Raw genomic sequence first — 25,734 nt, 5'->3', positions numbered from 1 at the left:
ATAAAACCTACATAGAACAAATTATGACTATATTTATTTACTGGTTGGTCGGATTTATTATCTTTAATCTCCTATTCGGGGCTGCAACCTTCAATCTTTATAAATTAGCGGGTAAAAAATCATGGGAAGCCTTTGTACCTTTTCTTAATATTTGGCGTGGACTAGACATTATTCAACGACCAAAGTGGTGGATTATCTTATTTTACATCCCAATTGTAGGACCAATCTTTTGGTTGATTTTACTTGTCGATTTAGCCGATAGTTTTGGTAAAATCGAAATCAAAGATAAAGTGATCATGGTTCTTACGCTAGGATTATATACTTTTTATCTGAATTACGTTGAAAAACCGAAGTACATAGGACCAGAAAAAAGAAAATCTACAATCGTGTCTGCTCTTATTTTCGCTATTGTTTTGGCAACACTAATCCATAACTGGTTTGTGCAACCAATGATTGTGCCAACTGGATCGATGGAAAATACCATCAAAATAGGGGATGCATTGTTTGTAGAAAAAGTAAGTTACGGAGCTCGAGTTCCTCTAACACCTTTCGGTATACCTTATTCTGAGTTTATCAATCGAGATATGTTTATCGATAAGGCACGCTTGCCCTATATGCGTTTGCCAGGTTGGAGAGATCTGAAGTCTAATGATATTGTCGTTTTCAATTATCCTACCGATTCGGTTTATTCTGCAATCGACAGAAAAGATGCATACGTAAAACGTTTGGTCGGAATGCCAGGAGATACGCTAAAAATATCGAATGGAGTTTTGTATGTGAATGGAAAAAAATTCATCCCCAAAAGAGATGCTCTAGTACAACATCGTTATCAAGTAATCACAAAAGCACCGTTTAGCGATAAATTACTTTATGATGATTATGGTTTATTGCCACACGATTATCGTTTGCAAAACATCAGCAATCAGTTTGTGTATGTGTTCGAAGGCTTATCAGATCCGATTGTTTCCTCGTTCCGAAAAAACACAAATGTTTTATCAGTAGAACAAATCTCTAGACATCTAAACGACAAAGCAGAATACATCAGAAAAGATGGAACGATCGACAGTACGTACACTATTTTCCCAGTTAATAAACCATGGAACGAAGATCAGTACGGACCATTATACATTCCGAAAAAAGGCGACGTAGTAGAAATTAATAAAGAAACTTTGCCGCAATACATCAATCTAATTCGCAAGTACGAACAAAATAAATTAGTTGTAGATTCTACCAACGGAAAATTCGAGGTGATGATAAACGATGAAAAAACGAATAAATATAAGATTCAGCAAGATTATTTCTTTATGATGGGAGATAACCGAAACCAATCTTTGGATGGGCGCTTCTTTGGATACGTACCAGAAGATCATATCATAGGTCGTCCTATCCTTATATGGATGAATGCCAACGGAATGTTTGAGCCAGCTCCTAGAAAATTCTTATGGGAACGTGCATTTACGTCGATAAACAATGACAATCCTGATAAAAAATCCTACGGAATTTATGTTTTATTTGCCCTAATTTTATGGTTAGGATATGATTTTTATAAGGATAGAAAAAGACGAAAAGAAAATAAAAAATTTGATTAATGAAACTATTTCCGGCATTTTACTTCGGGCCCATCGATTATTTTGCCCGAATGGTACAAACCGAAAATTATCTCATCGAGAAGCACGAGAATTTCCAAAAACAAACCTATCGTAATCGATGTTTAGTTCTTGGAGCAAATGGTGTGTTGCGATTAGCCATCCCAATTTTGCACAATGGTCAAAGACAAATGAAAGATATTCAACCATCGTACGATTACGATTGGCAAAAAGAACACTTCAAGTCGTTGGTAGCAGCCTATAAAAGTTCGCCTTATTTCGAATTCTACGAAGACGATTTGGCACCAATTTACGAGAAGCAAGAAAAGTATTTGTTGGATCTGAATCTGAAAACAATCGATTTTATTCAATCGAAACTAAAATTAGAAGTGACCTATTCGTTGACAGACCAATACGAAACCGTAGAAGAAGAAAACGATTATAGAGACCTATTCAAAGCCAAAGAAGAGCGAATAACTTTGCCAGAATATTATCAGGTTTTTGATGGTAAATTCGAATTTCAGTCAAATTTAAGTATCTTAGACCTACTCTTTAATGAAGGACCTGCTGCTTCTACCTATTTAAAAAATATAAAAAAAAATTTAAGTTAAGTAAATATGAAAAAATTAATTCTTGCCGTTGGGATTTTATTTTCTGCCCATTTTGTACAAGCCCAAACAGAAGTACCAAAAGAAACATGGTACCATGCAGATTATCATGCAACAGGCGTTTATGGTGTAAATACCCAAAAAGCATTGGATTTCTTAAAATCAAAAAATCGTAAACCACAAACCTTAGTTGTCGGAGTTCTAGACTCTGGAGTAGAGCACTTCCACGAAGACCTAAAAGATAATATGTGGGTGAATCCTAAAGAAATTGCAGGTAACGGAAAAGATGACGACAAAAATGGATACATCGATGATATCCATGGGTGGTCTTTTTTGGGTAATGAATTTGGGGTAAATTATAATGATGATACTCTAGAAGTTACCCGATTATATAAAAAATATCAAGCACTTTTTGATACGCCAAATGCCGAAGTAAACCTGGCTAATCAGAAAAAATTTTCACAAGAATTTCAAGCCTACGAAAGTATCAAAAAAGAATACAATGCAAAATTAGGAAAAGACAAGTATAATTTAGCCATCGCTCAAGCTAAATACACAAACTTAGAACCTGGATTCACGAAATTGATCAACACTTTTGGCGATACGAAACTTTCCGAAACGATCATGAAAAATTACAAAACCGATGATATGCAAGTTCTGCAAACGCTTTGGGTTTTTAATGAAATGACTGTTAAGGATTGGGAAGGAAAAACCATGAAAGAAGTGGCAGATCGTTATTTGGGTGTAGCAAAAGCCCAAGTAGAGCGTTATCAATCTTCGGTAAATGCACATTACAACATCAATCTAGATCCACGTGCAGAACTTAAAGTTGATAATTACGAAGATAATACTCAACGTATTTATGGAAATAATGATTCGAACGGACCAGAATCTTCTCATGGTACACACGTAGCTGGTATAATCGCTGCAGTTCGTGGTAACGGAAAAGGAACAGAAGGTACTGCGGGTGGAAATCATGTGAAAATAATGTCTGTACGCATGGTACCAAATGGTGATGAACGCGACAAAGATGTAGCCAATGCTATTCGTTATGCAGTAGATAATGGTGCGAAAATCTTGAATATGTCTTTCGGGAAATCGTATTCACCTGATAAAAAGTTGGTTTTGGATGCCTTCAAATACGCTTCTGATAAAAATGTCTTAATCGTAAAAGCAGCCGGAAATAGCAACGAAGATATCGATACACATATCCATTATCCTACTAATTTCAATGAGCAAGGAGCGGTGAGTAAATCTGTTCTTACTGTAGGAGCAAGTACGCGCGTAAGTGAAAATCTGAAAGCTCGTTTCTCTAATTATGGAATTAAATCGGTGGACGTTTTTGGACCAGGTGCAGAAATTTATGCTCCTTATCCAGGTGTTACAGAATATCGATTCTTGAACGGTACGTCTATGGCGTCACCTGCAGTAGCAGGAGTTGCTGCCTTGGTTTGGTCGCACTACCCTAAACTAACTGCACAAGATATTCGTACAATTTTGATGGAAACTGTCAATAAAAACGATCAATTGAAAGATATTTCTGTGTCAGGTGGAGTAGTTGACTCTTACAATGCTGTTCAGCGTGCCGAAGAAATTTATAAACAACGCAGATTGAAATAAACTTTCTTAATTTCTATCTTTCACGAAAATTTTAGCTAAACTCTCAGCACCAACATTGTGTTGAGAGTTTTTTTGTTAAATACTTTAGACCTAGAATAAAAGATTTCTAATGAACATAAAGCAACATCACGAAATAGTGCATTTCTTGAGCAATAGTTTGTTCGGCAACCAGTTTCGTTTTTGCTGAAAATCTAAAATTATTATCTACTATAGGTATCGTAAAAGACCGAATGCTTACTAGTTTTTGCAATGCAGAAAAAGAAGTAAAGCGATTTATTCTTTAAAAATGTTTTATACCGTTTCAAACTCTTTTGATTGTAATAAATGTTCTATACAATATTCGACAAGAGCAGTAATCGTTAAAAAAGGATTTACACCGATGCTCCCCGGAATCAGAGAACCATCTAAAACGAAGAGATTCTTATGTAAATTAAGTTTTCCGTATGGGTTGGTTGCCTTTTCGAGAACAATACCACCCAATGGATGATAACAAATATCGTGACCAAAACCATTATGAAACAAAAAGTGAGCACGTGTACCGCCATTGGTACGATTCATTTTCTTGATGAAATGCCGAGCGTTTTCCTTCATTTTCTTTGTGTGTGAAAGATCCCATTTCAAGTCTAATTTATCTTCGGTAGGATGATAAGTTACTTCGCCATATTTGTCTAGTTTATTAATAATTAGATATAAGCTTGTAGCTACGTTCATCCCCATTGGTAAGGGTGCAATTTCGGCAAAGAATGGATATTTAGGGTCGTCCCAGTTGTCTATTCCGCCCACAGGAATAGTGGAGTGCAGATAGCCATTGCCACCAGAAAATGCTTTTACCCAATTTCTGCCAGTCATGAAATTTCCATTATTGCCCCACATTTTACCAATATGTTCATCTAACGGAAGTTGATTTTTGGCCTGAGAGCGTAGTAACAATTCTAAACTCCCCATGGTGCCTGCTGCTAAGATTAATTTCTGACAACGCATTTCTTTCACCTGTACAATTTCACCAGAAGTGTTGATTTGGTCTACCGAAAGTGTATACGAATGATCAGAATTCAAAGCAATACTCTTTACTTGATGTAAATCCAAAATCTCTAGATTTCCGGTAGCATCTGCTTTTTTTAGATAAGTTTTATCTAATGAATATTTACCATGATTGTTCCCGTAAATCACTTCTCCTGCCAAAGCAGAACGAGGCACTTTGTTTTCATACTCTGCCTCCATATACTTAAAATTGTACACATTTGGTACACGTATGGTTTTGTAACCAGCTTTCTGAGCTTCTTTTTCACCTACTTTATTAAATTTATAATATGAGCAGGATTGCAAGAATTCTTCATCTGCCACATTGACCTTTAGTTCTTGTTGTGCTAATGGAAAATACTTGTTGTAAAAAAGATCAACGTCTAGAGTTGGAAATATTTCTTTGAAATAGTTTTTTTTCGGTAATACAGCCATTCCGCCATTTACTAGAGATCCACCGCCTACACCACGTCCTACCCAAATTTTGATGTTTTTATAGTCCAATCGATCGAGTGTACCTGTGAATGGTTTCAGTGGAAATATATTGAAAAATGGTGCAATGGTTTTTTTCCGTAGCCATGCAGCACTTTTACCAGGATGTGTCATAGGTGAGAATTTTTCACCCGATTTTTCCCAGTTGAGTCCCATTTCTAATAGGCAGACTTTTTTCCCAGCTTCGCAAAGTCGCAAGGCAGCAACGGCACCTCCATAGCCAGATCCTATTATAATAATTGGTTTTTCTATCGGTTCTTTTTTTGGTTTTGTTTTACTAAATAATGACATAGGCTTATATAAAAATAATCCACCCAAACCTAATGAAGTTTTTCTGATGAAACTTTTTCTATTCATTTGTTGATTTTCGGTTATTCGTTTAGTATCGTCATATTGACTAAATTACTCGTTTTTTTTGGAATAATGCCAAAATCATACCTAAAGTAGAGGAGGGATTATCTGTTTTATCGGTAGAAATTTATAAACATTGATTACAAGAAAACGTATAAATTCTCATTTCTTCAAGATTGTTTTAGGTGAAAAATACAAAAAAAAAACAGGTTGTTTTTTCCTGTTTTTCTTGTATAATGTTTTATGAGGATAGTTTTAGTCTTGTTTTTTATTTAGGTCGTTTATTCTTTTCTCCCAAAATAAAGCATTATTAATTCCGATCGCTTTCGGGTCGAAATCAGGCTTTTTGATACCCTTTTTTCTTTTCTTGTAATAATCATTCCATACTTTTATACCGACATTACTCAGTAATAAAATTGCAATCACGTTTACCCAAGCCATCGTGCCGACACCGATATCGCCAATAGCCCATGCTGTTTCGGCAGTTTTTACGGTTCCGTAATATGTGGCTAAAAGAAATCCTACGCGTAGAATCCAAATATAAATTTTCTTATTTTTCTTTTTTTGGAAAATATACGTAATGTTGGTTTCTGCATAATAATAATAGGCCATGATTGTTGTAAATGCAAAAAAGAAAAGAGCTGCGGCAACAAAGGTATTGCCAAAACTAGGGAAGTGTGAAGAAACTGCGGCTTGTGTAAAGCCTGTATAATCAATGCCAGGAAGATTTTCTGTGATGTATTGGTTGGTTGTTTCGGGGTTATTCACGTTGTATTTTCCAGTAAATAGAATCATAAAAGCCGTCATGGTGCAGACAAATAAGGTGTCTATATAAACCGAGAAAGCTTGTACCAAGCCTTGTTCGGCTGGATGTCTAACTTCTGCTGCTGCTGCAACATGAGGAGCAGTTCCTTGGCCAGCTTCGTTCGAGTAAATTCCTCTTTTCACTCCCCAAGCAATTGCATATCCGAATACACCTCCGTATAATGGTTCGCTATTGAAAGCCGATCGTACAATAAGGGAGAGAGTCTCTGGTATTCTTTCATAATGATAAGCTACAATTATTATAGCCATGATAATATAAGCTCCGGCCATAAAAGGGACTATCAACTCTGATGTTTTACCCAATCGTTTTACTCCCCCGATAATGATTATACCTAATAAAATAATTATAATTAAGCCAATGATATTGAATGGAATGCCTGCTATGTGGTAAATATCTACTTTAATTATATTGTTTATGGAAGAGTAAATACTATTGGATTGTATACCGGGCAACAGTAAGCCACAACTGATAATGGTTATGATAGCAAAAAGTACTGCATACCATTTTATACCCAAACCTTTTTCTATATAGTAGGCAGGACCTCCACGGTATTGGCCGTCTACTTCTTGCTTATAAACTTGCCCTAAAGTAGCTTCTACAAAAGCAGATGTACTTCCTATAAAAGCAATAATCCACATCCAAAATATGGCTCCAGGTCCGCCCATTGCTATGGCTGTAGCAACGCCAATAATATTCCCTGTGCCGACTCTTCCAGAGATGGCCAACGAAAAGGCTTGAAAGGGTGTAATACCTTCTTTGGAGTTTTGGCTACTAAAGAGTAGCCGTAACATATTCTTGATCTGTGTAATTTGTATGAATCTTAAGCGGATTGTGAAGTACAAACCTGCAAGTCCGCACAATGCAATAAGTGCTTGCGACCATACGAGATTGCTTATGGAATTAATGAGTTCGTCCATTCGAAAGTGTGTTAATTTTTTGTTATGCTAAAATGATAAAAAAAAACTAATATTTCTCATGTTATTGAAAAAACCTCTCGAAAAGAACGTTTTATTTCAAAACTGAATTGACTACAAAACAATGTAATCAATTCAGTATTTTAAGTTTAGCAAAGTTTAACAATAATTTTTTCTCTCCAGCATGATCAAATATAATAATAGCTTTTGCATCTTGCGGATCTCCTTGTATTTCTTTTACCAAACCTCGCCCAAATCGATCGTGCATCACTACATTGCCCACTTGTAAATTTAGGGCATTCGTACCCGAAGTTGGTGTTTTCACACTATCAATTGGTTTTAGGTTTGCAGGTTTTGTTATTGTATTTTTTTCTGTTGTAGGGCGAAGGCGGGCTTTGGTAGGGGATTTCTCTTTGCTTGGTAAATCACCAAAAAGAGAAGCATCTAGTCCACTGCGATTCATTGGTAAACCTACATTCAGATTTATCCATTGTAGGTGATTGTCATCTATCTCTTCTAAAAATCGTGAGGGTTCACTATCGATAATTTTTCCCCACCGAAATCGTGAAACTGAATAGGTGAGATAGGCATTTTTTTCTGCGCGTGTAAGTGCTACATAAAATAAGCGTCTTTCTTCTTCTAAATCTTGTCGGGTATTGAGATTCATCATCGATGGAAAGAGGTTTTCTTCTAGACCAGCTATGAAAACATGTGGGAATTCTAGCCCTTTAGCCAAGTGAACCGTCATCAAACTTACCTTTTCTGTGTCATCGTTATCTGTATCGGCGTCTGTCGCCAAAGCAATATTTTCTAAAAATCCGGCCAGAGAAGGGTCGCCATCTTCTAATTGTTTTTGTTCGTCTACATACCCCTGAATCGAGTTTAGTAATTCTTGCACGTTTTCTAAGCGAGAAATACCTTCGGGTGTGTCGTCTTCTTTTAGTGTACTCAAGAATTTTGTGCTTTTGGCCAATTCCATGGTAACTTCATAGACATCATGAGTTTGCAACATCAATTGGAAGCGCTTAATCATCACAGCAAAATCGTTCAGTTTATTAGCTGTTGCTGTATTTATACTTATATTTGGTGCGTAAAATTGGATGTTTTCTAATAATTGGAAAATATGAATATTGTATTGGTTAGCTGCTAACAAAAGTTTGTTAATCGTTGTTTGACCAATTCCTCTTGCTGGATAATTGATTACACGCAAAAGAGCTTCTTCATCATTTTGATTGATTAGCAAGCGCATATAGCTCACCATATCTTTTATCTCTTTACGTTGATAGAAAGATATTCCACCAAAAACACGATAGGGAATACCTTTTTTCCTCAATGCCTCTTCTAATGCACGCGATTGGGCATTGGTTCTATATAGAATAGCAAAATCACTTAAAGGAAGTTGCTCCGACATTTGTGTTTCGAAGATTCGTGATGCAATATAACGAGCCTCATCCGCATCAGACAAAGCACGATATACAGTTATTTTATCACCTTCTTCATTGTCTGTCCAAACATTTTTCTTTAGTTGATCCTGGTTGTGTGCAATCAACTGATTGGCTGCTCCAACAATGATCTTTGTGGAGCGATAATTTTGTTCTAATGGGAATACTTTTGCGTCTGGATAATCTTTCTGAAATGATAAAATATTTCTAATATTTGCCCCGCGAAAAGCATAAATACTCTGTGCATCATCTCCAACTACACAAACATTTTCGTAGCGTGAGGCCAATGCTTTCACGATAAGGTATTGAGAGTGGTTGGTGTCTTGATACTCATCCACCATTATGTATCTAAAACGATCTTGGTATTTGGCTAACACCTCAGGGAAGCAAGTCAAAATCTCATTTGTACGTAGCAACAAGTCGTCAAAATCCATAGCACCAGATTTATAACAGCGATCGACATAGGCCTTGTAAATATCACCCATACGAGGTTTCATCGCTTCGGTATCGGCTTCTATTAGTTGTGGATTATTGAAATATGCGCGAACCGTAATCAAGTTGTTTTTGAATTGCGATATTCTATTCAATACTTGTTTAGGTTTATAAATATCTTTATCGAGTTGCAATTCGTTAATAACTTTGCTCATTACGCTTACTGCATCTTGTTGATCGTAAATCGTAAAGTTAGAAGGGTAACCCAATAGCGGAGCTTCTGTCCGAAGGATTCTGGCAAATACCGAGTGGAATGTTCCCATCCATAGATTTTTGGCTTCGGAGGCACCCACCACAGAAGAGATTCTTTCTTTCATTTCACGAGCCGCTTTATTGGTAAAAGTGAGCGACAATATATTAAACGGATCAACCCCTTTATTCATCAAATGAGCAATACGATAGGTGAGTACGCGAGTTTTTCCGGATCCCGCACCAGCGATAATCATTACTGGGCCTTCTGTAGCTTCTACAGCCAAACGTTGTGGCTCGTTGAGTTGTTCTAGATAATTTTCCATCTTTGCAAAGATAAGCAATGTTGCTAGGTTTGTGAAAACTGTCGTATGCTTTTCGTTATTTTTCTAAAAAAGCGAACTAGCTTTATTAGAGAAATTTTATTTAACTTTACGCAAATTTAATCGATTGTGGAAGATTCAGTAAAATTAAAAAACTACGAAATTGTAAAACAGGTATTTACCAAGTTTTTAGAAGAGAATGGACATCGTAAAACTCCCGAGCGTTATGCAATTTTAGAGGAAATTTACTTTACCGATGATCATTTTGATATTGATATGTTATATATCATGATGAAAAATAAAAAATACCGCGTAAGTAGAGCAACTTTATACAATACAATCGAGCTTTTGATGGAAGCCAAATTAGTACGCAAACATCAGTTTGGTGACCAGCAAGCCCATTACGAGAAATCATATTTTGATAAAAATCACGACCATATTATTCTTACCGATACGGGCGAAGTTTTAGAGTTTTGTGATCCACGAATACAAACTATAAAAAAGACTATCGAAGAAATTTTCGACATTACAATTGAAAACCACTCCTTGTATTTTTACGGTAAAAAGAACAATTAATCCATGCGGATCTATTCACTATTTTTATGGTTTTTCCTTTTTTTGTCGGTCGGAAATGCTCTGGCACAAACCCCAAAAAATAAAGAAGGAAAAACTAAGCTAAAATTGATTGCTGCAGACAAACTAGAGCGAGATCCAGATCGTTTCAAAGGTAATCAAATACTCACCGGTAATGTGCAATTTGATCATAAGGGTACAATACTAACAGCTGATAGTGCGGTTTTTTATCAGAAAGAAAACTTTTTTGTAGCTTGGTCTCGCGTTCGAGTAGTAGAACAAGAAAAAACTATTTCAGCCGATTATATGGAGTACGATGGCAATACAACAATTGCCAAAGCCAAAGGAAATGCACGTTTTACAGATCCACAAAATACCATTACGGCCAACGAAATGGATTATAATCGCACGACAGAAATAGCCTATGCAAGAGGAGATGTGGTGATGATAAATCCCAATCAACGCGTAGAAACAAGTGCAATAGAGTATAATCGAAAAACTAGTATTGCTTTTTCTAATACTCTCACAAAAGTTACCGGAAACGATGGGTCGGTAATCGAGTCGAGTCATATTGTGTACAACACCAATACCAAGGCATCTGATTTTGGTTCAGATGTATACATAACCAATAAAGATTATTTGATTTTCTCTAAAAACATGTCGAATAATCAAACCACGGGCATAACGACTTTTAGAGATCAAAGTAAAATTACTAACAGAAAAAATCCTACCCAATATATTATTACGCGAAATGGTACCTTTAATAAAACTTCAGGTGAAGCATTTTTATATGATCGTTCTCAGGTTTTTAGCGAAGGAAAAATGTTGATTGGTGATACCATTTTTTACAATGAAAAATCTGGTTTTGGTTGGGCAAAAGGTGATATTTTGATGGATGATCCTCAGGAAAAAAGATTCATCAAAGGAGATTATGCCGAGGTCTACAAAGCACTCGACTCTGCTTTTGTTACCAAAAACGCTTATGCAGTGAAGGCGTTTGAAAAGGATTCTTTTTATGTACATGCCGATACGTTAGTTGCCGTAAGAAGAAAAGATTCGACGAGTTTGGTTAGAGCTTATCATCAAGCTAGGTTCTATAAGTCGAATATCAATGGTAAGGCAGATTCTTTGGTATATAATCAACAAAACGGATTGCTCGAATTGCTAAAAGATCCTATTGTTTGGAGTGGTGAAAATCAAATAACCGGTGATGTTATCTATGGTTACACCAATCCGAAAACCGAAAAAATAGATTCCTTGCATGTTGTAGGGGCAGCCTTTGCTATAGCAAAGGTAGATTCGCTAAAAGACAATGAATTCAACCAAGTAAAAGGAAGAAAAATATTGGCTTATTATCTCGACAACCAATTAGATTATGTAAGTGTAGAAGGCAATGCAATGGGACTTTCTTATATGGATGAAGAAGACCCGAAAACCAAAATAAAAGATCGAATAGGTATCAATCATTCTACCTGTGGGATGATAGAAGCCGATTTGGTAGGACGTGAATTGCATATAGTAGCTTGCAGAATTCAATCCAATGGAAAATTATATCCAGAAAAAGAATTTCCAGAGGAATTGCGTTATTTACAAGGATTCAATTGGCGTGGAGGTGAACGTATGTTGCATTGGCGAGATATTTTCTTATCCAAACCTACAACCACTAAATAAAAAAACACATGATGAAAAAAGGACTTTTATTTTGCTCTTTTCTTGCACTTGCAAGTTGCTATACGTATCAACTGATCGATCCTACACAAGAAGTTTTGGTAGAAGACACATCAAAAGTTACAGAAAATAGTGCTTCTGCAAATCGACAAAAAGCAATTGAAAATCGGAATAAAAAGGCACTAAAGATGAATCCTTATAGAGACGATAATAGCCAGGGGCAATCCATCGTTCAAATGGAAGCACGCAAAGAAGAACCCATTAATGAACAAAAACCGAAAGGAATTGCAGGAGACATAAAATTGTATCTAAAACCTTCTGGAACGTATCGTTTGTATGCAAATCAAACCGAATATACAGTCGTTGTCCAGAAATGGGACGGTGATAGTTTGACGGTCTATCCGAGAGGAAAAGAAAACCAAACCTTCAAACTTCATAAAAAAGATATTGATCAGAATCGTATGTACTCAAGAAATTTCAGTAAAAGAAAATCTGATATGCTTACCATCGCTGGCTATGCAGCAGGTTTAGCAACAGTTATTTTATTATTAAAATAATGAAAAATCTAAAAGAAAATTTTTATAAATACCAAGCACAAACAACTCGTTTTGCATCTGGTTTCGAAGTTGATTATGCCAAAGGTGCTTACATCTACGGCAAAGACGGTAAGGCATATTTAGACTTTGTTGCGGGCGTTTCGGTCAATACCCTAGGGCATTCTAATCGGAAAATTAATGACGCTATCAAACAACAAGTCGATCGGTATATGCATGTAGCGGTATATGGAGAGTATGCACAAGAGCAACCTGTAGAATTATGCAAACGTTTGGTAGATAATACCCCCGAAGGCTTAGAGCAAGTATATTTGGTAAACTCAGGTACCGAAGCGGTAGAAGCTTCACTGAAATTGGCAAAACGTTTTACTGGACGTCAGCAAATAGTATCCTTCCGTAATGCATACCACGGTAATACACATGGTTCGTTGAGTGTTTCTGGAGACGAACGTAAAAAAGCTGCATTCAGACCTTTATTACCCGAAGTGTATTTTATAGAGTTTAATCGGGAGGAAGATTTGCAGTACATCACAACAAAAACTGCCGGTGTGATTGTCGAAACAATACGTGGCGCTTCTGGATTTCGTTTACCTGAAAATGATTATTTGATAAAATTGAAAAATAGATGCGATGAAGTAGGTGCTTTGTTGATCTTTGATGAAATTCAACCTGGATTTGGGAGAACAGGTAAACTCTTCGCCTTCGAACATTATGGTGTGACGCCACATATTGTTGCAATGGGGAAAGGTATGGCAAATGGCTTACCGATTGGTGCATTTATGAGTTCTCACAAGATTATGAGTACGTTAAAGGAAAATCCTCAGTTAGGACACATAACGACTTTTGGCGGAAATCCGGTAATTGCTGCTGCCGCAAATGCTCTACTCGATGAGTTACTCACGACTTCTATAATGCAAGATATTGATCAAAAAGAAAATTTGTTTAGAGAAATGCTTCAGCACCCAAAAATCAAAACGATACATGGACGTGGACTTATGTTGGCACCCGAACTTAGTTCACCCGAATATGCACTGCGGGTAGCAGAAGAGTGTATGAATAGAGGTTTAATATTGTTTTGGCTCATGTACAGCATAGAAAATCTACGAATTACTCCACCACTCAATATAACCAATGACGAAATAGAAAAAGGTTGTAGAATTCTGCTCTCGGTTTTGGATGAGCTAGACGATTAATTATTATTCAAATTTCGTCTTCATTCCTATACTTTAAAGATAAAAAGCGTTCTGAAATTATATCAGAACGCTTTTTGTTAATATTTTTTTACGCTCAAAAACAAACTCGAAACAGTGCATAAATAAAAAAAGTATTGTCTAATTTTCTACTCTTTCTACTTTACCCGTTTCATTGTTTAAAATGAATTTTCGGTACTTTTTAATGTTCATTTTGTAATCTTTCTTCGTCGGACGATAAATTATGCGTAATGTAGTGTCGTTCGTGAAATAAGCCGTAGCCCAGTTCCAGAAAATTAAGAATTTATTGCGCACACTCAAAATCAACATCAAGTGTAAAAACATCCAAACAAACCATGCAATCCTACCTTGGAAAGAAAGTTTTGGCAAATCTACTACGGCTTTGTTTTTCCCTACCGTAGCCATCGAACCCGGATCTTTATATTCAAAAAGTTCCATTTGATCGGGCGTAACACCTTTTGCGAATCGATCGAAATTTCTAGCCAAATTAAGAGCTTGATTTATTGCTACATTAGCTAATTGAGGATGTCCATTTGGGTATTTTGGTGTTTCCATGTAAGCAATATCTCCAATGGCAAATATGTTTTTTTCACCCAAAACACGATTCAAACGGTCGACCGGAATTCTATTTCCGCGTTGCATTTTCTCTTGTTCAATGATTCCGCTAGGTGCATTTCCTGTTACTCCCGCAGCCCATATTAGATTTCGGGTTTTTATTTTTCGTCCATCGGTAAGCTCAATTACATGACCGTCATAATCGGTAACGCGTGCATTAGTCCAAACATTTACACCCATGCTCTCTAAGAACTCTTGCGATTTTTGTTGTGATTCTTTCGACATCGGACCTAAAAGCGTTGGACTACCTTCTAACAAATAAACTTGTAACTTAGAAAAATCCATATCTGGATAATCTTTTGGTAGGATATGGGTTTTGAGTTCGATGATAGAACCCGATAATTCAACTCCCGTTGGTCCACCACCCACAACCACAATGTTTAAGATTTCTTCTAATTCATCTGGTGTAGATGAATATGCACTTTCGAAGTTGGTTAATAATCTGTTTTGAATGGTAATGGCTTCATAAGTAGATTTCATTGGGAAAGCGTTCTCTGCAATTTTTTCATTACCAAAGAAATTTGTTGTACAACCTGTTGCCACTACCAAATAATCGTACGAGAAATTACCAATTGTAGTTTCAACTTCATTTTTTTCACGGTTGATGTTGAGTACTTTGGTTAAACGTACCGAAACATTTTTACTTTTCTGAAATATTTTTCGAAGTGGAAACGATATGCTCGAGGGTTCTATTCTTGCCGTTGCTACTTGATAGAACAAGGGTTGGAATTGATGAAAGTTGTACCGATCTATAAGTGTTACCGAATACTTTGGATGATTGTTGAGTTTCCTTGCTAAACGTAGACCAGCAAATCCAGCACCAATAATCACTATTTTTTTCTTTTCCATTTTACCCTTAAATTTTATTACAAAATTACTAATAATTTCCTTCTATAAAAACTATTTCAAAATCATAATTAATTTTATAAAATTTATGGATATATTGAAATTTTGCATGAAGTTTGTTGGTTTTTAATGGTAAATACAATATTTAATTAATTAATATGTCTAAATTATTTACGTCTCTTAAAATAAACGCTCAACTCACCCTCAAAAACCGTATAGTAGTTTCACCTATGTGTCAATATTCGGCTGTTGATGGTTTTGCAACTCCTTGGCATTTAGTGTATTTGGGGAGTAGAGCAGTAGGTGGAGCAGCTGCAATTATCCAAGAAGCGACGGCAATTACACCCGAAGGTAGAATTTCTTATGCCGACTTAGGCTTGTGGTCGGATGCACAAGTAGAAAATTTAAAAGGAATTACTTCTTTTATCAAAAAACACGATGCTATTGCTGGTATTCAGTTAGCACATGCAGGTAGAAAAGCAAGTTCAGAATTACCATGGAAAGATGTAAAACAACTAACACCAAACGATAAAAATGGTTGGCAAACAGTAGCGCCTTCAGCAGTTCCTTTTTATAAAAATGACTACCCTCCGGTCGAATTATCTACCCCTCAAATAAAAGAGTTGGTGCAATATTTTACAGATGCAGCTAGACGTGCTGTAGAAGCTGGGTACGAAATTATAGAAATTCATGCAGCACATGGGTATTTGATTCATCAATTCTTGTCACCATTAGTTAATTTCCGCTCCGATGAATATGGCGGTAGTTTCGAAAATAGGATTCGATTTTTGTTAGAGATTTTAGAAGCTGTTAAAAAAGAATTGAGTACACAATCTCTATGGGTTCGTATATCGGCAACCGACTGGGCAGAAGGAGGTTGGGACTTGCATCAATCGATAGAGTTGGCGAAAATTTTACCAGAATATGGAGTCGAGGTTATTGATGTCTCTAGTGGAGGTGCAGTTCACGAACAAAAAATAAAAGTTGAGAAAAATTATCAAGTTCCTTTTGCAGAAGCAATAAAAAAATCGACTTCAATTCTAACGGCATGTGTCGGTTTGATAGATGAAGCAGAACAAGCAGAAGACATATTACAAGAAAATAAAGCAGATATTGTGATGATGGGTAGAGAGCTTTTGCGTAATCCGTATTTCCCGATACAAGCTGCCGATATTTTGGGTGCAACGGTCGATTGGCCTAAACAATATCTACGTGCGAAAAATCAGAAATAAAGAAAAAAGAATCATCTAAGAAAAATTATTTTTTTCAGGTAACTAATCTATTTTATGTTCTTTGGTTGGATATTTTGTTAGATTCTTACTACTAAAATAGATTCTTTTGTTGGTTTGAATATTAACTTATTGGATACTAGTATACTGTACTACATTCAATTAATATATAATGATTTAACTTTTGGTTAAGAAAATAAATCTATGTATAAAAGCATATTGGCCCTAGCAATTGGAGCACTCGGTATTGGGATGACCGAATTTACCATGATGGGGGTACTCGAAGATTTGGCAAAAGATTTACAAATTAGCATTCCCGAAGCAGGTCATTTTATTTCTATTTATGCTTTGGGAGTATTTGTAGGCGCACCAATTCTAGTAATGTTGACAAGTAAAAAATCTCCTAAAGATATTTTAGTGTTTTTTATGATTCTTTTTACTCTATTCAACATTGCCTTTGCTCTAGCGCCCAATTACTCAACACTGTTAATAGCTCGTTTTCTCACCGGCTTACCCCATGGAGCCTATTTCGGTGTAGGAACAGTTGTAGCAACATTTCTTGCTCCTAAAGGGAAAGAAGCAACTTATATCTCTTATATGTTTGCAGGTCTGACGTTGGCCAATTTATTTGGCGTGCCGATTGGCACATTCATAGGGCAGAATTTATCATGGAGAGTATCATTTCTACTAATTGCATCAATTGGCTTATTATCCATTCTTGCTATTGTAGCTTGGGTTCCCAAAATACAACCTAATACAGAAGTATCATTAAACAAACAATTGCAATTTTTTAGAACTTGGAAAGCTTGGATTTTGATAGCGATGATTTCTATTGGTACAGCAGGTTTATTTGCATGGATAAGTTATATTTCTCCGCTGGTGACCAATGTAGGGAATTTATCAATTACTCAAGTTCCGATAATTATGGTTTTGGTAGGATTGGGAATGTTTGTAGGTAATTTAATTGGTGGTCGTTTGGCCGATAAATACTCTCCAAATAAAGCTACTATTATGAGCTTTGTTGCAATGTGTATAATTCTCATTATTAATTTTTTCTTTGTTAAAATTCCTTTTTTAAACTATTTTCTAGCTTTTTTCACCGGTTTAATAGCCTTTACGATAGGCTCACCAATACAAATGATGCTTATCGATAATGCTAGAGAATCAGAGACTTTGGCCGCTTCAGCTGGTCAAGCAAGTTTTAATTTAGGAAATGCTTTAGGTGCTTATTTAGGAGGTTTACCCATCATTTGGGGATATGGTTTTTCATCTCCTCTGATTGTTGGTGCAATAATGGCTATTACAGGAGCATTAATTGCTACCTTATTTCTAATTTTAAATAAAAAATTATCATGATAAAAAAACATCTAGGAAATACCGATTTACAAACTGCACCAATTATCTTCGGTGGAAATGTCTTTGGTTGGACACTCGACAAAGAAGAATCTTTTACAATATTAGATGAATTTGTCGATCGTGGTTTTAATATGATTGATACTGCAAATAACTATTCGTACTGGGTCGAAGGAAATGTCGGTACAGAATCCGAACATATTATTGGCGAATGGCTAAAAACTCGTGCTAATCGCGATCAAGTGATTATTGCAACCAAAGTAGGTGGACGAAATTTCATCCAAAAACATCCCAATACCCAAAAAGAACATATTTTAAAAGAAGTAGAAGAATCCCTAAAACGGCTCAACACCGATTATATAGATTTGTATCAAACACATTACGATGACGAGTCTACACCAGTCGAGGAGACACTTTCTGCTTATGATAAATTGATAAAAGAAGGTAAGGTTCGCTACATTGGCGCATCGAACATAACTGCAATCCGACTCAAAGAAAGTTTAGATAAAGCAGAAAAATATAACCTCCCAAAGTATGCAACTTTGCAACCAGAATATAATTTATTCGATCGTCAGAAATTCGAAGAATTTTTAGAACCAATGTGTGATAAATTGCAGTTGGGAGTAATACCGTATTACTCTTTGGCAAGTGGTTTCTTGAGTGGTAAATACCGATCAATAGACGATTTAGGCAAAAGTGTTCGTGGTAAAGATATCGAGAAATATCTCACTCCAAGAGGATTTTCTATTCTAGAAGGATTGGATGTTTTGGCTCAAAAGTACCAAGTTTCGCTTTCGGCTGTTGCGTTGCATTGGCTGATGAATCAGAAAACAATTATTGCCCCGATTGCTTCGGCAACTAAAAGTACGCACATTAGTAGTTTTGTAGAAGCTGCAGAATTGCAAATGAGTACAGAAGACCTTAAATGGTTAACCGATATAAGTAGACCGAATTAGCAATGTTTGGTAGAATGAATTATAAATTTCATGGGAGACAATTCTTTTCAATTCTACAAGTTATACTAAAAAAAAAACAGCACTTTCGATCTGAAAGTGCTGTTGATAAAACTATTAAATGGATATAAATCTGATTAAGGATTTATTTTTTTATCACTTTTTTAGTTTCATTTCCGAAATGGAAAATATACGTTCCTTTCGGTAAGGTATTCATCCGTACAGTATTTTTACCAAGCTGTAATTTTTGTGCCATTACTTCTTGTCCAAGAATCGAATAAATTTTCAGTTCGGCAACTTCTTTGGCATCTATAAATATTGCTTCCGATGTTGGGTTTGGATACAGGATAAATTGTGATTTTTCTACTGAGTTTAGACCTAGTTTATTGATCGTAAAATCGATAAAATGCTCTGTTACCAATCCGTTCGATTCGAAATCTAAGCGAATTTTTATTTCTCCTGTAGCTTCTATTGGGGTTTTCTGTGTATTGCTTTTTTCTTTGTCTGCATTAAGCGATACGCTAAGAATTCCTTCATCAGAAAGCTCAATCGTTGCAAGATCATCATCTTGTAGGATGTCCATATTGATGACAATTGCCGCATCTAGGTTGTCCTCGTCACTAACCAATTCATTAAGATTAATAATTAAATTGTCTTCTACAGTGTAATTATTTTCCAAGCCTTCTACTTTAGGTGCTTCAGTATCTGGGAAAACGGTTACAGCAGGGAACCAGTAGTAATCATTCATTTGGATTGTTTTCACTAATTCACCATTCGAACTATATCGATGAACCCAATTTTTTTGGTAATGAGCACCATAGCCGCTTTCGGTAGTGGTAATGATGATTTCATCTGTTTTGGGGTGCACACGTACTCCAGCTCCGTAAGGTATTTGTTTATAAGTTTCATCTTGCCCAGGAATTATAATAAAATCAGGATCAAAAGTATGTGTTGATGCATCAAATTTTACTAAATTAGGACTAACCGACCAGCCCTTACCAGGGAAGAAGTATAGATTGTTTTCTTTTGCACTTGCTGTGAAGCTTCCTGCATTCCAAGCTCCCCAAGAATTCGGGATAGAAATATTTTCTGGTAAATCGATTGTAGAAGTTTCTAAACTAAATTGGTCGATAGCTACTAAACTATTGTCCAATGCTCCCCAAACTTTACCATCTTGGGCCTGAACAACCGAATGGAAGTTACCTTCTATCGTTTGCACTAAAGTATGAGTAATAGGATCGATTACCAAAATTCCCGTATTTTGTTTTACAGCAAAGACATATTTTTTGGTACGGATAAGATTTCCTACTTGCCCAGAATATGTGCTTCCACCTCCTGTTCCTTCGATAATTTCGCCAACTTTCATGTTTTCGATGTCGAATAAGAAAACGCCATTAGAGCTTGCGATATAAGCTGTTTTGGGATTAACACCTAAAAACGAACGACCATCACCACCGCCAATATCATCAAAACTTGCAATTTTTTCCATTGTTTTGGCATCTGCTACAACCAATCTACCGCCTGGTGTATAATTGGTATCCCCAGCATCAGCAGCTTGTTTAGAGACAAAGTAAAATTTGTCACCATAGATTGTCCCGAATTGTGTTGTTGCACCAAAAGCTTCGTTATTATTTCTATCGCTATATACTCGGTAATGTACTTGATCATTTTCATCGATAAAATTCACCGATCCATTGGTGTGTCCAAACCATTCTTCATTAACAATGAAGTAGCCTTTGGTAAAATCTATTGGTTCTTCTGCGTTTGGTTCTGCAGCAGTAAATTTATCTGCCATAGGAAAACTTTGGAATTCAACAGAGAATGACCATCCATCCCATGAACCATCTTCTAATTTTCTGCTACTTGCTCCAAGTCCAGAGAATGCAAAGTCTTCATCAGCTGAATCTTTTACCCAATATGACCAGAATCCTTTTGAAAACCAGCCAGAATACCAGCGATCGTTTGGATCGAAAGCAGTCCAATCATCGAAATCATAATCATTGGTCAACACTTTTCCGTCGATTGGATAGTAAGGATATGTGGTGTTGTTGTTTTTTACTAAAGCGCGTGTTCCTGCATTATCCCAATCGTATCCAAAACCTCCGATTGCTGTTCCGTATTGCGTGCCTTCGTAGGCGAGAACATAGAAACGTGGATCTACTTTAGCGATTTCTAAAATCATGTCTATCCCAAATTTTTCACCATCAAAACGGTAACCCCAAACCATCGCTTCAGGATTTTTGTTATCGTTCCATTGTACAACCATGGCGGCTTTTTTACTTCCTTCGCCTATCCAGTATTGGATATCATCAAAGGTAAAAGAAGGATCGCCCGCTTTTTGTAATACTTCAGGCTTCTTCAGGTCATTGCGCAAGATGCCTTGCACTTTTACTTGTGCTTGTAATCCTACCGAAATAGTAAGAAACAAGACTACTAAGAGATAGAGTTTTCTCATGAGAATTATTTAATTAATTATGAATTATTTTTTTAATTGAGATGTAAATCATAAGCGCCTATAATTTCGGTAGAAACTTCACCCAGCCAACCTGCTTCTTGATTGATGCCTGTGTAAACTTTGATGAAATCTATCCCAGGTAAATGCACATAATTTCCGTTTTTGTCCACCGCCCAAGAGATGTCGATATTAGAAGCTTCGTCGTTATTAGGTGCATTATCTGCGTAACCATATGCATAAGAGCGGCCAACCCAATAATTTCCTACACCGCTCTGATCGTAGAAGTTATCTGGTAATCGAGTGCCCGAAAAAGTAATTGATTTGGCTGGAATCCATAAGGGATAATAGGCTTGTGTGTTGAAAATATTTTGAGTTTTATATCCAGTATTTCCTTGATTATCTTCCCATCTTATATATCGAATATCCATATCCCAACCATTTGGTCCCGGAGTTGGTGTGTGATAGGCTTCGGGTTTATAATAGGTTATCGAATAATTTTTTATGGTAGATGGATTATGGTATTCGCTGCCAGCAATTTCATACCATTCGTCCTCATCTGGTTTACCGTTTTTGTTTTTATCATAAGCAACCATGATAATACCTGGTTCACAAGAGCCTGCACGAGCTTCCTCTGCAGCATCGCCCCAAAATGCATTTCCTAGGATTTTGAAATCTCGCACGTTGGGTTTATTCATTATTGTATGATCAAACCCAAAAACCACATAACCTCCAAAACCGCCCAAAGTAAGTAGAGAGGTTTGTGAGCCAACAATTGCTTTAGAGGCTTTTTCGATCATTTTTTCTTTCGTATCTCCTGTTTCATAAGCAGGATATACATTGGTAAATTGTCCTACGGCAGGTGCATAGTCATATACTTTTGCAATGTATTTGCTATACGGTTTGCTTTCTTGTTGTACGATAATATTGGTGGAAAGGACTTTAGAGGTTTGTGGAGTTTTTATTTCTAAATCTACTTTATACTTTCCTACTTTATCGCTGATAAACGCTAACTGTTTGGTGTTTGCAAGAACAGAATCGTTCATGCGCCATGTGAAAATGGTGTTTTCGGTAGCTTTTCCGATTGGTTCTATGTCGATAATCGTCAAACGATTACCGGTATAAGAATCTTTGAGTTGTAATATTTCTAGATTTTCTATATTCGAATCATCCGATGAGCAACTTTGTAGTTGTAGCAGGATAATTGGTAAAAATGTATATAAAAGGTATTTCTTATTCATAGTTGTTATTTATATAAAAAGACAAAGTGTGCAGGGATATTTCCGGCAGCAACTTTCCATTTGAATTTTCCGTTTTTATCAAAAGCATAAACATATCCTGTCGATACATAATCACCTGCGTCGGTGAGGTAAATATCTTTTGTTGTCGGATTTACAGCAATCCCATAAGGTGTTTTTATTTTATCGATTATTGGATCTTTGATTAAGTATTGATTGACAATTTCTTCTGTTTTGGTATTGATTACTCCATATGATCTGGTCCATTTGTAGGTATTGTAATTAAATTCATTGGCGTAGTAATACAGAAAATCATCTACAATGGTAAAATTGGTAACCGGGATATTGAAGTTTTTTTTGATCTGATGGGTTTTAGAATCCAACACAAATAAATTCGATGGAATATTATAATAATCTCCGCGCGAAGAAACATACAAATCATTTTCTTGATCTTTTTTGATATGATGCAGATTAATTGCTACATCGATTTTTTTCTCCTCTTTAAAACTCGCCAAATCAACAACCGAAACAGTTTTGTCGTAATTTGGCACACGGTATCCACCCGAATTGGCTACAAACAATTTATTACCAACCACGACCAATTCGTCTGGTTGGTAGCCAACTGTTACTTCTCGTGTAATGGCCAACGATGCTGTGTCAATTTCTACAACTTTACCGATGGGTGCATTTTCACTAATTTCCACTGGTCCGGCATACGAACTTGCATAAGCTTTCCCTTTGTCGAAAGTGATGTAACGTACATTGTTTACAGGAATAGAACCGATATGTTTTGCCGTTTTTGCATCCATCACTTCTATGTAGTTTGATACATTGATAACGGCATACAATCGATTACCGTAAATTTTTATGTCATTTCCTACATCGCCCAATTCTTTTACGATTGTCGGGTTGGCAGTTGCGTAAATATTACGTTGGTATTGTCCTTTTTCATAATCCAAAAAATCAATTGAGGCTCGATTGGTTCCCATGTTTCCCTCGTTTAGCAGATAAAACCCTTTAATATTAGTGTTTTCGGGTTGAATTCCTGTTGTCTCTATTTCTACCTGATCAATAGAATCGTCTTGCGAACAAGAAGAAAAGCCGAGGATAATAACAGAAAAAAGTATACTTATTTTTCTCATAACTCTAGTTGTATTGTAAATCGAACATTGGTGCCTGGCATTGGGTAATATATAACCACTTCGTATTGTTGATTGAGTAAATTTTGTACCTCGGCCATTAACCGTAGTTGATAATTGTTTATTTTAAAATCTTTCTGGACTGATATATCATGTGTAAACCAGGGGTTTACTTCATTAATCTTGATATTGTTGCGTAGCGAGTTATATCGTTTTCCGACATAGATAAAACTATAATTCAAACGCCAATTTTGGTAAGCGGAACTAACTACTGCAGAGCCAGAATGTTTGGGTGTGTATGGAATCTGATCCTTGTACAAGGCACTTGGGTACGAATTGCCATTGAGGTCGGTCTCATATGTATAATCTTGCGCTTTCTGAAAAGTGTATGTAAGTAAAGTAGAAACATCTACAGCACGGAACCTGAAGTCGGTTTTTACATTAGCGTCTAAACCTTTAATTCTCACCTCTCCTAAATTAACCATCATCCAACGGAAATTGTTGTTGCCAGGCATTGCTACTATTTTATCTTTCACCTCATTGTAATAAACGTCTAGTTTGGTCGATAGGTTTTTCATCCAACCAGAACTTGTTGATAAGTTGTAAGCCAATCCTAGATTGTATTGCGTAGTATATTCGGGTTTGAGAAGTGTATAGCCGATTTCGGTATAATACAAATCGTTGAAGGTTGGCATCCTGAATATTTTTTTATAAAAAGCTCTCAAATGAAAGTCTTTATCTAGAAATGGTTGATAACTAAGAAATAAAGCAGGTGTCCAAATGTTTTTATCCGGTGCGGCAGCATTTTTTTTCACGCTCTCTTGAACAAAAGTCCCCAATAAACTTGCTTGTGCTTTGAGGTGCTTGTTTTGATAGGCTGTTGCCAAAGCAAATAAATTAGAATATCGGGTAGGATAGGAGAAGTCACGCAAATTGGCCGATAAAGTGTTGTACTGAAAATCGTAGGCAAAACTTATATCCCATTGTGGGTTTATTCGGTATAAATTACTCGTTGATGCATATATTTCTCGTTGCACATAGGTGTTGTCTAGCATCAATCGTGTAGTATCTCGCGTTACATAATGGGTGTAATCGTAAGCGAACTTTCCACGAAAATGAGTCTCAAATCCTGTCCATTTCTTTTGGAAGTTCCCTTGTATATAATGGTTTCGATCGGTAAGGGTTGGACCTGTAAGAATTTCATCATGTCCTTTAACCACCGCTCCTGGGATTTCTCGATCAGAAAGATAATTATAGGATTTTAGATCCCACAAACCATTTTCTACTTTCCCGAAAACAGTTGCCTCTAGTCGTTTTGCTTCGATGCTTGCATCACGGCGTTTCCATTTTTCAGACCATAAAAGATTTCCTTGTTGATCGGTTCTACGATAACGAAAAGAATAAATTCCGTTCGATTTAATCAATTCGCTACTCAAAGCAGCTGATAGTGTAGGAGATATTTTATGTTCTATCCGAATTGATGGGTTTATCAATTGAATGCTTCCTAATTTATACCCTACTTTTAGGTTGGTTTTTTTATTAGCAATAAACGTTGGTTTTTTGGTGTTGAGGTAAATAGAGCCTGCAGATCCAAAATCTTTTGCCGATTGAAAGATTTGACTTTTTTGGCCATTGTATAAAGAAATCATTTCCATATCATCCAATGAAAATCGACCTAAATCTACGGTACCGTTTTGTGCATTCCCTAGTTGTATCCCATCGTAAAAAACACCAACATGTTGTGACCCCATGCTACGAATATTGACGGTTTTTAGCCCACCGATTCCACCATAATCTTTGATTTGTACCCCAGAAAAATAACGTAGTGCATCGGCAACATTATGACTATTAAGTTGTTGTAATTCTTCTCCTTTGAGAATTTGTGCTGGCGAAACTTCTTTGTATGGGTACGCTTGTATGTTGACATGTTTTAGCTGTACAACTGTATCGTTTTCTTGTGCAAAAAGCCAAGAAAAGAAGGGTAGGAAAGCCACTAAATATAGTATTTTTCTATAGAAATTTCTCATCTAGCTCCATAAT

General features: G+C 36.3%; 18 protein-coding genes. 10 read left to right on the top strand and 8 right to left on the bottom strand.

What is annotated here, in order from left to right; translation table 11 throughout:
- The first annotated feature begins 23 nt into the window (after positions 1 to 23).
- Genes lepB through WEEVI_RS10735 form a run of 3 tightly spaced genes read left to right on the top strand, consistent with a single transcriptional unit; the run spans position 24 to position 3,814 of the window.
- Positions 24 to 1,589 carry a signal peptidase I gene (gene lepB / locus WEEVI_RS10745; protein WP_013599156.1) on the top strand — a complete coding sequence of 522 codons (1,566 nt, stop codon included), beginning with the start codon at positions 24 to 26 and terminating at the stop codon, positions 1,587 to 1,589.
- A complete protein-coding gene (locus tag WEEVI_RS10740) occupies positions 1,589 to 2,197 on the top strand; it encodes a WbqC family protein (protein WP_013599155.1) in 609 nt (202 codons plus the stop codon). Before lepB ends, WEEVI_RS10740 begins: the two co-directional genes overlap by 1 nt.
- 6 nt (positions 2,198 to 2,203) lie before the next feature.
- Positions 2,204 to 3,814 carry a S8 family serine peptidase gene (locus WEEVI_RS10735; RefSeq protein ID WP_013599154.1) on the top strand — a complete coding sequence of 537 codons (1,611 nt, stop codon included), beginning with the start codon at positions 2,204 to 2,206 and terminating at the stop codon, positions 3,812 to 3,814.
- 291 nt (positions 3,815 to 4,105) lie between these two features.
- On the opposite strand, the gene WEEVI_RS10730 is transcribed toward WEEVI_RS10735, so the two are convergent.
- From WEEVI_RS10730 to WEEVI_RS10720, 3 genes are all read right to left on the bottom strand, one after another.
- Positions 4,106 to 5,683 carry a GMC family oxidoreductase N-terminal domain-containing protein gene (locus WEEVI_RS10730; protein ID WP_013599153.1) on the bottom strand — a complete coding sequence of 526 codons (1,578 nt, stop codon included), beginning with the start codon at positions 5,681 to 5,683 and terminating at the stop codon, positions 4,106 to 4,108.
- 249 nt (positions 5,684 to 5,932) lie between these two features.
- Positions 5,933 to 7,420 carry an alanine/glycine:cation symporter family protein gene (locus tag WEEVI_RS10725; RefSeq protein WP_013599152.1) on the bottom strand — a complete coding sequence of 496 codons (1,488 nt, stop codon included), beginning with the start codon at positions 7,418 to 7,420 and terminating at the stop codon, positions 5,933 to 5,935.
- A 127-nt stretch (positions 7,421 to 7,547) separates the two neighbouring features.
- Complete coding sequence (locus WEEVI_RS10720) at positions 7,548 to 9,866, bottom strand: ATP-dependent helicase (protein WP_013599151.1); 2,319 nt, start codon at positions 9,864 to 9,866, stop codon at positions 7,548 to 7,550.
- A 126-nt stretch (positions 9,867 to 9,992) separates the two neighbouring features.
- On the opposite strand from WEEVI_RS10720, the gene WEEVI_RS10715 reads away from it, so the two are divergent.
- From WEEVI_RS10715 to WEEVI_RS10700, 4 genes are read left to right on the top strand one after another with little or no spacing between them, the layout of a single operon-like run.
- On the top strand, positions 9,993 to 10,439 hold the full coding sequence (locus tag WEEVI_RS10715; RefSeq protein WP_013599150.1) for a Fur family transcriptional regulator: 447 nt from the start codon (positions 9,993 to 9,995) through the stop codon (positions 10,437 to 10,439).
- A gap of 3 nt (positions 10,440 to 10,442) precedes the next feature.
- Positions 10,443 to 12,107, top strand: coding sequence for an OstA-like protein (locus WEEVI_RS10710; RefSeq protein WP_013599149.1), 1,665 nt, complete (start codon positions 10,443 to 10,445; stop codon positions 12,105 to 12,107).
- 11 nt (positions 12,108 to 12,118) lie between these two features.
- Positions 12,119 to 12,661 (top strand): hypothetical protein, encoded by a 543-nt coding sequence (locus WEEVI_RS10705; RefSeq protein WP_148223987.1) that lies wholly within the window; start codon positions 12,119 to 12,121, stop codon positions 12,659 to 12,661.
- The gene (locus WEEVI_RS10700; RefSeq protein WP_013599147.1) at positions 12,661 to 13,851 is read left to right on the top strand and encodes an aspartate aminotransferase family protein; all 1,191 of its coding nucleotides are present in this window, start codon (positions 12,661 to 12,663) and stop codon (positions 13,849 to 13,851) included. Before WEEVI_RS10705 ends, WEEVI_RS10700 begins: the two co-directional genes overlap by 1 nt.
- Before the next feature lie 138 nt (positions 13,852 to 13,989).
- Here WEEVI_RS10700 and WEEVI_RS10695 read toward each other — a convergent pair whose 3' ends face one another.
- Positions 13,990 to 15,333 carry an NAD(P)/FAD-dependent oxidoreductase gene (locus tag WEEVI_RS10695; protein ID WP_013599146.1) on the bottom strand — a complete coding sequence of 448 codons (1,344 nt, stop codon included), beginning with the start codon at positions 15,331 to 15,333 and terminating at the stop codon, positions 13,990 to 13,992.
- Between the two features lie 155 nt (positions 15,334 to 15,488).
- Here WEEVI_RS10695 and WEEVI_RS10690 point away from each other — a divergent pair, with 155 nt between their 5' ends.
- The 3 genes from WEEVI_RS10690 (at position 15,489) to WEEVI_RS10680 (ending at position 18,868) form a co-directional block, all read left to right on the top strand.
- Positions 15,489 to 16,562 (top strand): NADH:flavin oxidoreductase/NADH oxidase, encoded by a 1,074-nt coding sequence (locus WEEVI_RS10690; RefSeq protein ID WP_013599145.1) that lies wholly within the window; start codon positions 15,489 to 15,491, stop codon positions 16,560 to 16,562.
- A gap of 201 nt (positions 16,563 to 16,763) precedes the next feature.
- Complete coding sequence (locus WEEVI_RS10685; protein WP_013599144.1) at positions 16,764 to 17,915, top strand: MFS transporter; 1,152 nt, start codon at positions 16,764 to 16,766, stop codon at positions 17,913 to 17,915.
- The gene (locus WEEVI_RS10680; RefSeq protein WP_013599143.1) at positions 17,912 to 18,868 is read left to right on the top strand and encodes an aldo/keto reductase; all 957 of its coding nucleotides are present in this window, start codon (positions 17,912 to 17,914) and stop codon (positions 18,866 to 18,868) included. The genes WEEVI_RS10685 and WEEVI_RS10680 overlap by 4 nt, the downstream gene beginning before the upstream one ends.
- 142 nt (positions 18,869 to 19,010) lie before the next feature.
- On the opposite strand, the gene WEEVI_RS10675 is transcribed toward WEEVI_RS10680, so the two are convergent.
- Genes WEEVI_RS10675 through WEEVI_RS10660 form a run of 4 tightly spaced genes read right to left on the bottom strand, consistent with a single transcriptional unit; the run spans position 19,011 to position 25,721 of the window.
- Entirely contained in the window at positions 19,011 to 21,320 is a 2,310-nt protein-coding gene (locus WEEVI_RS10675; protein WP_013599142.1) for a T9SS type A sorting domain-containing protein, read from the bottom strand.
- Positions 21,321 to 21,352: 32 nt separating this feature from the next.
- Positions 21,353 to 22,558 (bottom strand): hypothetical protein, encoded by a 1,206-nt coding sequence (locus WEEVI_RS10670; protein ID WP_013599141.1) that lies wholly within the window; start codon positions 22,556 to 22,558, stop codon positions 21,353 to 21,355.
- Between the two features lie 5 nt (positions 22,559 to 22,563).
- Entirely contained in the window at positions 22,564 to 23,697 is a 1,134-nt protein-coding gene (locus WEEVI_RS10665; RefSeq protein ID WP_013599140.1) for a YncE family protein, read from the bottom strand.
- The gene (locus WEEVI_RS10660; protein ID WP_041942176.1) at positions 23,694 to 25,721 is read right to left on the bottom strand and encodes a TonB-dependent receptor; all 2,028 of its coding nucleotides are present in this window, start codon (positions 25,719 to 25,721) and stop codon (positions 23,694 to 23,696) included. The genes WEEVI_RS10665 and WEEVI_RS10660 overlap by 4 nt, the downstream gene beginning before the upstream one ends.
- Between the last annotated feature and the right edge of the window lie 13 nt (positions 25,722 to 25,734).

The sequence above is a fragment of the Weeksella virosa DSM 16922 genome (genome assembly GCF_000189415.1).
GTDB classification, from domain to species: Bacteria; Bacteroidota; Bacteroidia; order Flavobacteriales; family Weeksellaceae; genus Weeksella; species Weeksella virosa.
Note: the sequence above shows the minus strand (reverse complement) of the source record. Positions and strands in the feature narration are given on the sequence as shown.